The organism is Reichenbachiella agarivorans (assembly GCF_025502585.1).
In the GTDB taxonomy this organism is placed as follows: domain Bacteria; phylum Bacteroidota; class Bacteroidia; order Cytophagales; family Cyclobacteriaceae; genus Reichenbachiella; species Reichenbachiella agarivorans.
In genome coordinates this window covers 3612910-3628225 of record NZ_CP106679.1, presented here as the reverse complement: position 1 = coordinate 3628225, position 15316 = coordinate 3612910, and the positions used below count along the sequence as shown (strand labels likewise).

Here is a 15316-nt window from a genome sequence, read left to right as displayed (position 1 = left end):
AAACGTAATGGGTTTAAGTGAAGATATAAAACAGGCCAAATTCAAATCAGAATTCGATAAAGTGGTGGTGAACATGATGTTTACCAGCAATTGGCTGAATCAACAAGAATTCTATTTGTTCAAGCCCTATGGATTGACGACTCAGCAGTACAATACCCTTCGGATCTTGAGAGGACAGCATCCCAAGGCTGCTACTATCAATTTGATCATTGATAGGATGTTGGATCGGATGTCTAATGCTTCTCGGATTGTAGATAAGTTGGTAACCAAAGGATTGGTTTCTAGGGAGATCAATGAAAAGGACAGGAGGGCAGTTGACGTGAAAATTACGAGTGAAGGATTGAGACTACTCGATGAACTAGATCTGAAGCTTACAGACCTAGTTCAAAAAATCAATGTATTTACTCCAGAAGAATGCGTTCAAATGAATTCATTCTTGGATAGGTTCAGAGGGACGAAACCCGATTAGAGTTTCATCAGATATTCTATTATGCCCTTTTGTTGACCTTTGACTCTCATTACAAAAAGCGGGATTTCAGAGTCCAATTGAATCAATTTTTCGGCACTGCTACCTAGGAACAATGCGGTAGTACCTGTTACTCCTTTGGCACCAATGACAATTGCATTTGCTCTCATTTTCTTTGCTGACTTGTAGATTGTACCAATGATGTCTTCATCTCTGTCTAGAGTGAATACAGGCTGAATGTCAAGGTCATTTTTACGTACTTTGGATGCGAATGCCTGGTATTCTTTTTCACTGTTTTCTTCCATGATTTTGGCAAAATCACCATAGGTCTTGCCTGCATAATGATATCCTGAAGGTACCTGATATACATTTTGTGGAATGATTTTGACCTTAGGCATATTTTCTGTACAGATTTTAATCACTTGGTTGAGCGTATCTAATGAGTGATTGGAGTAATCAATTGGAACCAAAATCTTATTGATTTTCTTATCGAATCCTTTGGGGACGATCAGCAATGAACAGCCCGCTCTCCTGGCAACCCTATGTATCAATACGCCACCTCCCTTTTTCTCATTTTTGCGACCAATGATAATCAGGTCTGTGTCATTGCTGGCACTGTGCTTTAAAATGTATTTGGTCGGCTGTCCAGATTTGATTTCAACTTTTATTTTGGTGTCAGGATTATCAAAGTATCTGTCAATGATCAGTTGGATATCTTGTTTTCTCTCCTTCAAGGCATCATTGATCAAATTGGGAAATTCCTTTTTGATCTGCTCGGGTATATTGGTGCTTTTGATGATGTTTATGAATAGAACTTCTTCACTTTTAGCGATCTTCGAAATGAATGAGGCGGTACGAATGAGTTCTTTGTCTAGATCTGTATGATCCAAGGCAACCAGTATCTTTTTAAAGCTTTTCATTGTCAGATGAATTTGATGTTATAGTAGTTTGGACGATTAGAAGTCAAGACCATTGATGGTGTCAACCAACAATTCCATTTGCTCCTTGGAGTGAGTAGGGAAGTTAGCAATTCGGATTTGTTTGCCTTTGAATTGGCTGTAACCACTACCCACTTGTAGCCCTTTGGCTCCCAATGCTTCCATTAGTTTGTCAGTTCCACCTGCTACTTCAGCTACACCAATTGTAAGAGACCTGAATTTCTTTTCTTTGACAAATGGTGTGAGCTTTTCATGATTTTCAAATAGGTTGTAGATCAAAGCACTTTTGTACGCAGTTTCCTGTCTGATCTGATCCAAACCTTTGGTCAGCATGTCTTGTACTACTTTGCCCAACAAATAGATGTTGAGAACATTCGGGGTGCAGCTGGTTTGGTGTTTTTGAGCGAACTTATCAATACTCAACAAGCTATTGTAGGTGTCATGATAGACGCCATTGGCCTGTAACTGACGCGCCTTTTCAAGACATCTTTCATTGTAAATCCATACACCCAAACCAGCAGGCAAGCCAAAGCATTTTTGTACGGAAAAATACAAAGTATCCAATTTGCTAAAGTCGTAGTTAGTTACAGGCAGAGAGCTTACAGAGTCAATTGCCAAAAGTTTGTCTAGGTTGCGACTTCTTAGTTCTTCGATATCAGCGACTGGCAACATGGCACCTGTACTAGTTTCGTTTTGAGCAAGCCCGATTAGTTCTACCTCATCTGGAATGACTACTTTAGATAGGTCATGGTTGGTGCCAGGTTCTACTTCGTTGAGAATGGCATTTTTGCCCAATGATTGGGCAGTTTGATGAAATTTTTCTGAAAATGAACCATTGACAAAGTGGTAAGAGTTTTCTCCAATCAAGTTTTCTGCGATCCTCTCCCAAATTTCGGTAGCTGACGAAGTAAATCCAATTTGATACCCATCAGGCAGATTGAGCAATTGCTTCAAAGCATTGACTGTCTCTTCGTGAATTTTGATATATTGTTTGCTTCTGTGGCTGATAGATAGGATATCGTTTTTGATAGCTTCCTTGATATGTTGTTCTGCGGTAAAGTACAAAGCAGATGGGCCTGGAGTGAAGAAGATTTTGTTCATTGATGTTTTATAAAAGCAGTGTTTACTTATGGGCGCAAAATTATTATAAAAGAAACTAAAGTAGATATATTTGTATCCTCTTTGGATTGATAAGTTTATTAAACTTAATAACCATATAAAAATGAGCGACTCTAGTGGCTAAATCAGGCCTCATCCCGACTCGTCGGGACTCTCTCTGAGAGATAACAGTGGACGATTGAATCAATTGGATAGCTCTAATCGTTACTTACAGAGGTTTAACTAAGCCTTGATCTAAAGAAAAAATCCCGTCCAATGGACGGGATTTTTAGTTTTAATACAATACTCTGAATCTGATTGTACCTTCTATCTTTTTCATGACTTTCAGCACATCTTTTTGGTATTTTGTGTCAATGTCTGTGATTACGTAACCTACGGTTTCGTTTGTCTTGAGGTATTGACCCAATACATTGATATTATGTTCCGCTAGGATATTGTTGATTTCAGCAATGATACCTGGCTGGTTGTGGTGAATGTGTATGAACCTGTGCGCATTCTGCAACTTGGGCAAGGCCAAATCTGGGAAATTCACACTGTTGGTGGTAGATCCAGTATTGATATAACTGATGATCTTGTTAGGAACAAATTCAGCAATGTTTTCTTGCGCTTCGAGCGTGCTACCTCCGATATGAGGAGTCAAGATTACGTTGGGCAATCCTCTCAATTCAGAGATGAACTCATGCTTGTTGCTCAATGGCTCTTCTGGGAATACATCTACTGCAGTACCTGCAATTTTGCCAGAGAGAATCGCTTTTTTTAATTCAGGTATATCCACCACATGACCTCTTGAAAGATTCATGAAAATGACACCTTCTTTCATGACATCAAATTGTTCTTTGCTGATGATGTTTTCATTGCTAGGTCGTCCATCTACATGAAGTGAGATAATGTCCACTTGCGCAAGCATTTCGTTGAGCGAGTCACACTTGGTTACATTTCCAATAGGTAATGCTTCGTCCACATCATAGTAATATACTTGCAGACCCATGGCTTCTGCCAAAACAGACAGCTGTTTGCCGATGTTGCCGTATCCTACGATTCCTAGCTTTTTGCCTCTGATCTCGAAACTATTGTTGGCAGATTTGTCCCATACACCTTCATGCATTTTGGCAATCTTGTCTGGTAGGTTTCTGATCAACATGATCATCTCTCCGATAGCCAGTTCCACAACAGATCTTGTATTACTATATGGAGCATTGAAAACTGTGATGCCTCTCTTGGTACACTCATCCAAATCTATTTGATTGGTACCGATACAAAATGCACCGATAGACATCAAACGATTGGCATGTTCTAATACTCGTTTGGTGACAATAGTTTTGGACCTGATACCTAGGATAGACACATCCTTGATTTTTTCGATTAGCTCGTCTTCTGTCAATCCTGCAGGATAGACTTCTACCTGATAACCTTCGTTTTCAACTATTTTGACACCTCTACTATGGATATTTTCCAGCAGTAGGATTTTGATCCTGTTCTTAGGATAAGAGAGTGCTCCTTTCATATTGTTATGATATAGTATTTCGTCTAAAGATGGTGCTATGTGGTCAGCAAATTCCATCACATTTTTTCTTTTCACATTTTCGGTAAAGGCATAAAAACGATTGGCCTTTCCTTCTTTTCGAATTTCATAGTCATTGTATCCATCACCGATGACATAGATATCACCCTCTAATTTTAAGGAATCTATGAGGGCTGGTTTTCCTTTGCTCTTTGATAAGATATTTTCCTTGTCAAAACCGATGATGATACCATCATCATCGTACTCAAAAGTATTGGCATAAACGTGATCTTCCAAGATACCATACTCTTTGACTATAGGGCAGATGAACTCTTTGAATCCATTAGAAAGTATGTACACATTCTGCGCATTTGTTTCAAGAAAATCTCTGTTTCGGATGAAAGATTTTGATACCAGTGGCTTTAATTTTTCAATTAATTGTGGAATATGGTTTTTATTTGCCCTCAGTATTTTCAACCGACTTTCTAGCGATTCTCTGAAGGATAGTTCGCCTCCCATGGCAAGGTTGGTTATCCTTTCTATTTCAGCAAGAGCGACCTTCTTTTCATCCTCGTCTTGAAATGCCAATGTGCACAACACATCAAGTGCCTCCACTTGTGTAAATGTACTGTCAAAATCAATGATGAAATTTGTGACCTTAGATTCTGTCATTCAATTGTTTCTTTGTTTTAATAGACAATAGTGCTTGGTAGTGTTGTCTGCCTTTTCTGCCGCAAAATTATTCCTATTGCAATAAAAGAGAGACATAATTATTTGAATTAAATGGTCCAAACGTAATTTTTGCAAAAATGGCAATCAATAAATGATAAATTGTTAATTGTACAATTTTTATTGTCAAGAGTGATTTTTTCTTTGGTTTTCCCTGCGCGTTGTTGATCAGAAATCAAAATGAATTTTCCGTATTATTACGGATAAAACGGCGTTTTTGAAGGGAGAATGCCTTGTTGATTTTAATAGAATATATTCCTTTTTACGCTGGAAATGTTCGTATATTGGCAGCCTAATTGCGGTTTTCTGATTGTTGTACTATTAGAAGATTCGTGTAGTGAACCTAAAATAAGACATAATTTATATTAAACAATGGGCATACTTGACTTGATCACTTTGCTGATTTTTTTGGCAGCAGTTTTTACACTTATCAACATCACACTTCTTAAACTTCCATCTACAATTGGGTTGATGGCTATTGCATTGGCATCTTCTGTAGCAATCGTTATGCTGGGTTTTGTCATGCCCTCTGTGTTGAATGGTGCCGAACATATTATTCAAGAATTTGATTTCAAAGAAGTGCTTCTCAATGTCATGCTGAACTTCTTGTTGTTTGCAGGTGCGTTGTCTGTGGATTTGACCAAGCTGCTCGAAGAGCGACTTCCAGTAATCATTTTGGCTACTTTGGGGACCTTGATGTCAACTTTTATTGTTGGCTACCTAATGTTTTTTGCCTTTCCTCTGATGGGTACAGAGGTTGATTTGATTTATTGTTTGCTATTTGGTGCTCTTATTTCTCCTACAGATCCGATTGCGGTTTTGTCGTTGGTGAAAAAAGTCGGCCTAAACAAAAGACTTGAAATCAAAATAGCAGGTGAGTCATTGTTCAATGACGGAGTAGGAGTTGTGATTTTCTTGACGATACTGGGGATTGCTCAAGCAGGTAGTGGGCATGGAGGAGAAGCAACTGTGATGAGTGTGGCGGGATTGTTTGTCACAGAAGTAGTCGGAGGTTTGTTGATGGGTGCTGGATTTGGTTATGTGGGGTTCAAGCTCTTGAATTATATAGACAATGACCATGTAGAGCTAGAAGTGCTGGTGACATTGACTTTGGTCATGGTAGGAGGTAGAGTAGCTGAACTGCTGCATGTGTCAGCACCTTTGGCAATGGTTGTCATGGGGTTATTTATAGGCAATGAGGGTAGAAGTGAACACTTGGCCAATGCGACAGGTGTTTATGTGTACAAATTCTGGCATTTGTTGGATGAAGCGTTGAATGCGATATTGTTCATTTTGATAGGGTTGGAGTTTATTGTGATTACGCAAACATTCCAAGATCATTATTTGATCGTGATGCCTGTTGCGATCGTGGTGGTTTTGTTTGCTAGGTTCTTAGGGGTTGCTATTCCAATCAAAGTGATGGGTGCTTTTGGGACGAAGTTTGAGAAAAAGACCATTCTTATTTTGACATGGGGCGGGCTTAGAGGTGGTATATCTGTAGCACTTGCACTATCTTTATCAAATGACATCCCTGCAAAGGACATTATTCTCACTGCTACTTATGCAGTTGTGGTATTTTCGATTCTAGTGCAGGGATTGACAATTGAAAAAATTATGAAATAATAAAAAGGATTTATCATATTTGCACCTAGTAGAGAATAAACAAAGAAGTAAATGAAGTTAAGTTTAGCAGAAGGATTGATGCTGATTGCCTTGGATGATGAAGAAGGAAGATTATTGGCAGCAGCAGAACATTCTATAAATCACGGCTTGCTAGCCATCTTAATATTGGAGCTTTCGTTGATCAAGCGTGTATCATTTGACAATGGAAAAATAGTAGTAAAGGATACGACAGGAACTGGAAATAAGGTTCTTGATAATGTCTTGAAGGCAATAGGAGGGGGAGGAGATACAGTACCTGTGACCATAAAGAAAATTGCTGGCTCATTCGAGCACATTCAAGATGATGTGATCGAACTACTGGTTCAGAGAGGGATATTGAAAGTGGAGTCTACTAAACTACTTTGGATTCCAGTCTCAGAAAGAATGGATAATGCTAACTATGCATTTGAGCAGGAAATAAGAGATACTTTGAAGGCAGTTGTACAAAGTGGTAAAAAGCCAACACCCGCAATTGTCATCCTCATGTCAATTATCCACAGTTGTGGAATTTTAGAAGAGGTGTTCAAGGATAGAGACGCATTGATTGATGCTGTCAAAGTAGCTAAAGATATAGGGTCTACGGGTTTTGTAGATGATAGTACCAGAGTAGTACTAGAAGATTTGAAATCTCACTTTGGTACGTTGTAATTGTAAGTCTTAGAGACGTACTTAATATAAAAAAGAAGCTGATCAGTTATTGGTCAGCTTCTTTTTTTGTCACTACGTGATGTGGTGTTCTTGATTCTTTGAGATAATACTGAAATAGGCTGTTGGCATATTCTTCAACTTCAGTTTTTTCAACTTTCTGAAGTGCAGCCGCATTTTCTATTTGCAATTCCATGATGGTTCTGAGCATCGCTTTGATTGAATCCTGATTGTCTCTGAAATCAACACCGTTGAGAGCCATGAATCCAAAACCTTCATGTGGATTGTTTCTATCTCGCTCTAGTATGTGATATTCTACACCTTCAATGACTGTTCTGTCAAAATGCCAATGAATGTCTTCATGAATCTCACTGAAATTTGGTCCTGAACCATAATTTACATCTTGATTTTCGCAAGCCATGGTCAGAACAGTACCTAATATGACTATGCCTATTTGAATGCTTTTCTTTCTCATATTATCTTTCTTTGAAATACCCTTCTTTGACGTTAAATGCCTTTTGAATCAATTCAAATGAACTGCCATTGACGATTACAATTAGATAATCACTCAACTCGATTGTATAGTCTTTTTGTGGATTCTTGATTAAGTGTCTCTTTCCATGGCTATTTCTTTTGACCATGCCTATCAGCACACCATTGTATCTGCTTTTGATTTGATCAAAGGCCAATTGGTATTTTTGGTTGAGAAATGGATTGTCATAAGTGACCAAAAACTGCTTGATGTCATAGTCGGTAGGTGTGTGTGCAAAAGACATAATGTCCTCGGTGTACGCAGCAACATCTGGCTCGAACATATAACTTGCCAATATTTTGGATGAGATCTCTTGTGGAGAGATTGCATTGGTCACACCTGCATTGATAAAAGTGTTTTTGAGGTTCGCATTTTGGAGTGTGACCACAAATTCTAATTGGTCATAGATTTTTTTGATGTTGAGAATAAAGACCAATTTTTCGGTATCGTCTGTGAGGTTTACGAACACAACCGATGATTTTTCAATATTGACTTTCTTGAGTACTTCAAAATTTTCGAAATCTGCGTATAGCGTAAATACGTGTTTCTTGTCATATTTTTCATGAATGAGGTCTATCTCAGCCCGTTGGTTGGTCACAATGGCAACTTGCTTGCTTGCGCCAATGAGCTGCTCAGTCACCAACTGACCAAAGTCACTCCACCCTATGATTACGACATGGTCTTCAAATACTGTCCCGTTGTAGCCTAGCATTTTGTTCTGTTTAATAGTAGTAACAATGTTGGTGATTTGACCTATAAGCAGACCGTAAATACCAACACTTAGTAATACGAATATATAGCCAATTACTCTACCATAAATCGTATTGGGATAGATATCTCCATATCCTACGGTTGTCAATGTCACGACTGTGTACCAGACTGCTTGATGATAGTTGGTGATGGTGGATTGACTGCTATCTCTCTCGAATCTGATCAACAAGGTGATGAGCACCAAGTAAAGTATCAGACCGATCAGAATCCCAAATACAATTCTATTGATCTTGTGTCTCTCGGAGGAGTTGAGCATATTGATTAGCTGAAATTAGGTTTGTGTTTTAACTGTCCAAGTTATTGAAATTGGCTTGGAATAAAAACAGCTTAAACCAAAATTAAGTAGTGATGAAGGGCTAGGTAGATAGTTCTGAAACCAACATTGTCATAAACAAAATTGAGTGATCCAATGCCAGAATCGCCTGTACTACTCAAATCAATACTGAGACTATTTTTGGAGCAGTTCGGAGGGTTTTTTGCCGAATCGTTTTTTGAATTGAGTATTGAAATGGCTGACATTGTTCATGCCGATCAATCGTGCTACTTCTGAAGAGTTACTGAGCTTCTTTTCTTGAATCAATTTATTGGCATATTGAAGTCGCACTTCTTTGATGTATTCGTATGGAGTAGTGTTGGTGAGTTTTTTGATTAGACGATAAAATTTTCGCTCACTGACAAATACCTGGTCGGAGAGATAGGTGACACTTAGGTTAGGGTCGTCTATTTTCTTTAGGATCAATTGTTCTACATTTTTCAAAATGGAAGATTCTACCTCATCCAAGGTTTCTTGATTGTTGATAAATAATGCTTCGTCCTTGGTATTGTTCCATTCCTTTTTGTTGAGTAGGTTTTCTATTCTTACTAGCAGTTCTTTAGGATTGAATGGTTTGGATAAAATGTCATTGACACCTTTATTCAGTACTTTTTCCTTGTCTTCTTCGGATGTCCTGGCAGACAATACCAAAGCAGGTATTTTCTTTAGCTTATCATCTTGTCTTAGACTATCCAAAAGCTCAAAACCATCGAACCATGGCATCATCAAATCAGTAATAATCAAATCAATGGATTCTTTTTCCAATACTTTGATGGCGCGTTGGCCGTTGGATGCTGTCAATACCGTGTAATATTCGGATATGAGGTCAAAGATATAATCCCGAACTTCTGGATGATCTTCTACGATAAGAATTGTTTTTTTCCTTTTGTTGCTCGAGAGATTTTTGATACTCTCTATGTGGACCAGTGGTTTCGCCTCAGTTTCTACTTCATCGATATCTCTGAATAAGTTTCTCTTATCATCACTGTAATCAAGTTTTGAGAATGCAGTCACCTCTGCTGGGTCTATATTTTCTTGTCGAATTTTGATTCTAAATTCAGTGCCCGTGCCTAATTGGCTTTTTACTTGGATGCTAGCGTTGTGCTTGTCTATGATCTCTTTGACTAGCGCCAAACCAATTCCAAAACCCTCTTGTGTTTTGAAGGTGGTTCCTGGTGCTTGATAGTACCTGTCAAAAATGTAAGGGATGTTTTCTTCGGGAATACCTTCTCCAGTATCTAGGATAGAAATGCAAAGTTTATCTTCCTCTTGACTCAAGCTCACCGTCAGCGAATCCTTTTCTCTGATGTGCTTAAGGCCATTGGTGATGAGGTTGAACAAGACCTTTTCAAACTGGTAAGGGTCTGCGTAAATAATGGTACTGCCCTTAGAGATCATTCGAGAGTAGGCGAGGTGTACACCTTTTATTTCTGCTGCCGAACTAAACATTTGCACAAACAAATTTAGCATTTCGTCTACATTGATGTACCGTGGAGTAATGGCCAGTTTGTTATCCTCTAGTTTGATCAGTTCATTGATTTCATTGGTCAGGTGAATGATTCTTTCGCCATTTCTAAGTCCAATACGCAATTGTTTCTCTGCTTTAGCGGTTAAATAAACTTCTTTATTTTCTAATACTTGTGTTATACCCCCCATGATGAGTGTCATGGGTGTGCGTAGATCGTGGGAAATATTAGCAAAAAATCTAGACTTAGCTATGTCTAGTTGAATCAGTCGATCTGCTTGTCGTTTATTTTCCAGAGACAATTTTTTATTGATGACGGAAGCTCTATAGATGATGACCGCAATGATTATTACCAACAACAGCACAATGAGACCTGAGATCAATATGGTGTTTTGCGCCTTGATAGTTTGCTGATTGAGTTCATCTTGCTTTTTGAGCAAAGTGTTTTCTGATTCATGTTGAGCAGCCATGGATCGGATCGATGCTTGTTTGATCTGGTTGAAATTTTCTAAGCTCTTAATGGAGTCTCTTAGGTACTTGAACTGCTCATGAAGATCAATGGCATCTTTGTACCTACCCACGCCTTCATATGCATAATAAAGGCGTGTTTCCAATTCTGTGAGTCTCGTTTGATAGCTTTTTTGGGCAAGTTGCTCTTTTAGAAATGGTTCTAATAGCGAAATGGATTCATCGAAATAACCGTTTAAGTTGTACGTGTTGGCTAATTGATTCATTAGCTCTATTTTCTTAAAGGCATCCCCCAATTCTTCAGCTAGGTCTATAGCTAATTGATAATTCTCGATTGCCTTTTGTATTTCACCCTTCTTTTTATACATGAATCCATATTTGCCATATATTTCGGGAAGACTATTGATATGGTTGTTGTTTTCTGAAGAACGTAAGGCACTATCCAGATACAATCGAGCATTTTCCAAGTCATTCGATGAGATTAATACACTGGCCAACTGCGAATACCAAGAGCTGAGTCTATGTGAATCTTCGGGTAGTTTTTTTAAACCCTGAATGGCCTTAGTGATGTATTGCAAAGATTTGTCATACTCTTTCAAATCAGAATAAGCTTTGCCTAGGTTGAGGTAGCAAAGAATAATGCCAAATTGGTCTTGTTTTTCTTGGTATATCTTTAATGCTTCGTAATATGTATCTATGGATAAACCAAGCTCATCAATCATGTAGTAGTTTAGGCCTAAATATACCAATATAGCCTCTTTTTTTGTTGAATCTGTTGGGTGCATCTCCAATAGATTTATGTATGCCCTGGCGTATTCTATGGAATTGAGGTAATTACCTGTCTCATAAGTATGGTCAGTCCTCAGGTAGAGGTATTCTAATTTTTGTTCAGAGCTTAGCAGCTCATAGCTAGTTTCTAATTTGTCTAATATAAGGGCACAAGAGTCTGTTTGTACTTTTTTAGAGTACATGATGGCTTTGGCTAGTTCTTCTTCAAGTACAGTCATTTTGCCAATCTCCTTTTTTTGAGAAAAGACAGTGAGGCAACAAAGGAAGAAGAATAGGCAGAAAACAAATAAAACTGCTGATTTTAATTGTCTGTTCAAAAGATAAATTTACATAATAATTAATTCTCCCAAAACAACGCTAATTTTTAGCGTTTTGGCTTATTTTCCCCTTTGTCTGGAGCAGTCTCGTCATCTGGAAATCTCGTGGTGACGTTGAGTTTGATTGAAATATTCATAGTTTTATTGTTTGTTTAAAAATATTTGAGCCATCAAAATAACTAGATAATCGGTCATATCATAGTGAGTCACATTAATTGAAGAGACCAAGTGTTAATAATTGTTATCATGCAAAAGAAAGTGTTGCTCTATTGAGATAATCATATCAAAATTACTTCTTTTGCGTTGTTTAGATACCAAATAATTGGATTTCATGATTCTAAAAAGAACACTTCTACCTTTCATTTTAATATTTTCTCTTCAGGCCTTTGCACAGCAAGAAAGCTACAAAATCGAGCTGGAGATCAAAGGTTACGAGGACTCTGTAGCATATTTGGGTTATCATTTCGGAACAAAGAAATACTTGCAGGATACTTCGTTGATTGCCAAAGGAGGCAAGGTGACATTTGATGGGAATAAAGTGCTAAAACCTGGGGTGTATTTCTTGTACAGTCCCAAATTTTATATGGAGTTTGTGGTAGATGAGCAGAACTTTAGCATTTCGACTCAGATGGATGATAACTATGGGGCAATGATTGTCAAAAACTCTAAATCCAACGAGCAATTCAGGGATTTTCAACAATTGATGATCGCACATCAGCAGCATGTTCGGGAGATGACACAGATCCTGGATTCTACATCAACCAAAGCTGATTCTGCTGTGGTCTTGCAGCAGCTTGGAGAGATCAACCTCAAGAATGAACAGGCCAGAGACAGTATGGAAGTAGCCTATCAAGGCAGTTTTGTGGCGGAACTTTTGTTCCTAATGAACCTAAAACCTGATTTTCATTTTGAAGGGGATTCTTTGTCTGTGGAGCAGAGACGGGAGCAGTATTATCAATACAAGCACAACTACTTTGGAGAGTTGAATTTTAATTCCGAGGGGCTGCTGCGTACACCAATTTTTGATGCCAAAATCAATGAATACCTAGATAAGGTAACCATTCAAAATCCAGATTCTGTGATCGCATCTGTTGATTTTTTGCTCCAAAAATCAGAGAAAAATGAAGAGCTCTATAGGTATCTGTTGGTTACTTTCTTTCAGAAATACCAAAACCACAAAATCATGGGGATGGATAAAGTATTTGTTCATCTAGCCAATCAATATTATTTGAAAGGCAAAGCTCCGTGGGCAGATGAAGCCATGCTCAAGGAACTCAAAGATGAAATGGTTTTTCATCAAGACAATCAAATCGGCAACAAAGCTCCTCAGATATATTTTCAGGATACATTGGGAGTAACCCAAAATCTCTATGCGATCAAAGACGATTATGTCATCTTGTATTTTTATTCACCCACATGTGGACATTGCAAGAAGAAGACACCTGTTTTGAAGCAAGTGTATGATGAGTTGGATGGCAAGGCAGAAGTAGTTGCCGTCTGTACAGATACAGATGCAGCTAAGTGGAAGGAATTTATCAAAGAACTGGACTTGGATTGGCTAAACTATGCGGATTTAGGACATAGGAGTAATTTTAGAGTGCAGTACAATGTGAGAAGTACACCCGTACTGTACATTTTGGATAAGGATAAACAGATCATTGCCAAGAAATTGGATGTAGAACAGGTGAAAGGATTTATAGAAGAGCAGATTAGAAGGGAGTCAGCAAAAGATTTGACCAATTAATCTAATTTTAGTTTTTCAATTAAAGTAATTCTCTTATTTTCGGAGCAGAATAATTACAATAAAAGAACATAGCCAGATGGTGGAAGAATTTAAAACGTTGAGAGATGACGAAATTGAGGTTTTGCTCAACGCTCCAGTATTAGTTTCTGTAATGATAGCAGGTGCTGATGATAAAATTGACAAAGACGAAATCACTCAGGCCGTAGAAATTGCCAACAGTAAGCAGTCTAGAGCAAGGGAACAATTGATCGATTATTATAGGGAAGTAGGCAAGGATTTTCAAACCAAGTTTGAAAAATATGTGGCAGAGATGCCTGATAATGCCGATGCTAGGACAGAAATGATCACGCAGGAGCTAAGAAAATTAAATCACATTTTACCTAAGCTAGATCATACATTTGCGATTAAATTATACGCAAGTTTGAAAGACATGGCAAAAAAGATAGCTGAAGCGTCTGGGGGTATATTGGGATACATGTCAGTGAGCTATGAAGAGGCCAAGTTGATGGAGTTGAGAATGATCAACGATCCCGAAACTTACGATTTGTAATAATACCTTACTTGAAAAGATATTAAAGCGCCCATCTGAAAAGAAGGCGCTTTTTTTGTAAATACCTGTTTTGATTTGAGCAACACGGGTTTTATTACTTATATTCTGCTTAGAAACTTAACAACACATCGATGCTACGTGCTTGCCCTATTCTAATTGTACTATTTTTCTTTTCAAACTGCTCTCCAGAAAGTAAGTACCGTCAGGAAATAGGGGATGTAAGCAATAGATGGCAAGAAGTAGTGACTCATACAGCCACGTTGTCCGCTGACGTGACACAACAAATCGCCACTTGGCAGAAGGTATATCATGCAGTCTATGGCAATACGGATAGTCTCGACACATTGACCGCAGAGCAAACGTCCGAGCTCAATCAGTTGAAAATGAATTGCTTGGCGCATGGTGATGTTTATGTAAGCATTCAAGAAGAATTGGATGAAGAAATGCAGTACATAGAATCAAACGGTGTAGGTGTACAGATGCTGATGTTGGATTTAGAAAAAGGAGATTTTTCTGACAGTGTCGTACTCAAATTGAAAAATGTAAGTCAAGCGCTCGTAGTATCAGAGAACAAAGTAAAGGGTTGGGAAGCACTGCTCAGTTCGACACAAAAGGAATGTAAAGAGGCTTGTCAACAATCAAAGAACATAGCTTTGTGACATACTTTCGTTTGATTGTTTTGGTTGAGATTTGTAATCCATGGATTCATTAGAAATCATTGTTAGTATTAGGAAGATTGTGCGCTCGCTCAATCTGGAATCCAAGGGAATACAAAAGGATTTTGGTTTGAGTATCGCTCAGCTGCTCTGTATGGGGCATTTGCAGAAAGCTCATAACTTTCAATCCACTCTCAAAGAACTCATGGAGCTCCTGAGTCTCAATTCTAGTACCATCAGTGGGATCATCAATAGATTGGAAAAGAGAGGGTATGTAGCTCGACTACCCAAGGCAGGTGATAAGCGTGTGACCTTTGTTGTTTTGACCGCAGCTGGGCTGAAATTGCTCCAAGAGACACCAAATGTCCTACACGACAGGTTGGCCGATAAACTAGATACCCTGTCCAATGAGAATAAATTAATGGTCAAGCGATCACTTGAAATTATTACTTCTGCTATGCAAATCAAGCAGTTGGATGCTGGAGCGGTATTGAGTCCAGAGGAGCCCATCAATTAATTTGTCCAAACATATATTTGCGACATAACTTTCGATATAATTATGTTCTATAGAACATATATCTTAAATTTGTAATGTCATTAAAATATCTTAGAAATTGAGTTGCTCACGAAGGAGGTTAGTACAACCTGTAG

13 protein-coding genes are annotated in these 15316 nt (G+C 38.3%); 7 read left to right on the top strand and 6 right to left on the bottom strand.

The features are described from left to right. Nucleotides 1-7: 7 nt before the first annotated feature. On the top strand, nt 8-469 hold the full coding sequence (locus N6H18_RS15285; RefSeq protein WP_262309151.1) for a MarR family winged helix-turn-helix transcriptional regulator: 462 nt from the start codon (nt 8-10) through the stop codon (nt 467-469). On the opposite strand, the gene N6H18_RS15280 is transcribed toward N6H18_RS15285, so the two are convergent. The 3 genes from N6H18_RS15280 to serA all read right to left on the bottom strand — a co-directional run bounded on the left by N6H18_RS15280 (nt 466) and on the right by serA (nt 4696). Further along, nucleotides 466-1386, bottom strand: coding sequence for a universal stress protein (locus N6H18_RS15280; protein WP_262309150.1), 921 nt, complete (start codon nt 1384-1386; stop codon nt 466-468). The two genes, N6H18_RS15285 and N6H18_RS15280, sit on opposite strands and share 4 nt — an antisense overlap. A gap of 36 nt (nt 1387-1422) precedes the next feature. Next, nucleotides 1423-2505 (bottom strand): aminotransferase class V-fold PLP-dependent enzyme, encoded by a 1083-nt coding sequence (locus N6H18_RS15275; protein WP_262309149.1) that lies wholly within the window; start codon nt 2503-2505, stop codon nt 1423-1425. Between the two features lie 292 nt (nt 2506-2797). Beyond that, entirely contained in the window at nt 2798-4696 is a 1899-nt protein-coding gene (gene serA / locus N6H18_RS15270; protein WP_262309148.1) for a phosphoglycerate dehydrogenase, read from the bottom strand. A gap of 429 nt (nt 4697-5125) precedes the next feature. On the opposite strand from serA, the gene N6H18_RS15265 reads away from it, so the two are divergent. Both N6H18_RS15265 and N6H18_RS15260 read left to right on the top strand, forming a co-directional pair. Then, entirely contained in the window at nt 5126-6376 is a 1251-nt protein-coding gene (locus tag N6H18_RS15265; protein ID WP_262309147.1) for a cation:proton antiporter, read from the top strand. A gap of 51 nt (nt 6377-6427) precedes the next feature. Continuing rightward, nucleotides 6428-7063: a GOLPH3/VPS74 family protein gene (locus tag N6H18_RS15260; protein WP_262309146.1), complete on the top strand. Its 636-nt coding sequence runs from the start codon at nt 6428-6430 to the stop codon at nt 7061-7063. A gap of 46 nt (nt 7064-7109) precedes the next feature. Here N6H18_RS15260 and N6H18_RS15255 read toward each other — a convergent pair whose 3' ends face one another. The 3 genes from N6H18_RS15255 to N6H18_RS15245 all read right to left on the bottom strand — a co-directional run bounded on the left by N6H18_RS15255 (nt 7110) and on the right by N6H18_RS15245 (nt 11616). Further along, nucleotides 7110-7535, bottom strand: a complete 426-nt coding sequence (locus N6H18_RS15255; protein WP_262309145.1) for a hypothetical protein — start codon at nt 7533-7535, stop codon at nt 7110-7112. 1 nt (nt 7536) lies between these two features. Then, nucleotides 7537-8619: a potassium channel family protein gene (locus N6H18_RS15250; protein ID WP_262309144.1), complete on the bottom strand. Its 1083-nt coding sequence runs from the start codon at nt 8617-8619 to the stop codon at nt 7537-7539. A gap of 192 nt (nt 8620-8811) precedes the next feature. Further along, nucleotides 8812-11616 carry a hybrid sensor histidine kinase/response regulator transcription factor gene (locus tag N6H18_RS15245; protein ID WP_262309143.1) on the bottom strand — a complete coding sequence of 935 codons (2805 nt, stop codon included), beginning with the start codon at nt 11614-11616 and terminating at the stop codon, nt 8812-8814. 430 nt (nt 11617-12046) lie between these two features. Between N6H18_RS15245 and N6H18_RS15240 the strand changes: the two genes are divergently transcribed. The 4 genes from N6H18_RS15240 to N6H18_RS15225 all read left to right on the top strand — a co-directional run bounded on the left by N6H18_RS15240 (nt 12047) and on the right by N6H18_RS15225 (nt 15182). Further along, nucleotides 12047-13459, top strand: coding sequence for a TlpA family protein disulfide reductase (locus N6H18_RS15240; protein ID WP_262309142.1), 1413 nt, complete (start codon nt 12047-12049; stop codon nt 13457-13459). A 76-nt stretch (nt 13460-13535) separates the two neighbouring features. Next, a complete protein-coding gene (locus N6H18_RS15235; RefSeq protein WP_262309141.1) occupies nt 13536-14009 on the top strand; it encodes a hypothetical protein in 474 nt (157 codons plus the stop codon). Nucleotides 14010-14140: 131 nt separating this feature from the next. Beyond that, on the top strand, nt 14141-14668 hold the full coding sequence (locus tag N6H18_RS15230; protein ID WP_262309140.1) for a hypothetical protein: 528 nt from the start codon (nt 14141-14143) through the stop codon (nt 14666-14668). Between the two features lie 40 nt (nt 14669-14708). Further along, nucleotides 14709-15182, top strand: a complete 474-nt coding sequence (locus N6H18_RS15225) for a MarR family winged helix-turn-helix transcriptional regulator (RefSeq protein WP_262309139.1) — start codon at nt 14709-14711, stop codon at nt 15180-15182. Nucleotides 15183-15316 lie beyond the last annotated feature (134 nt).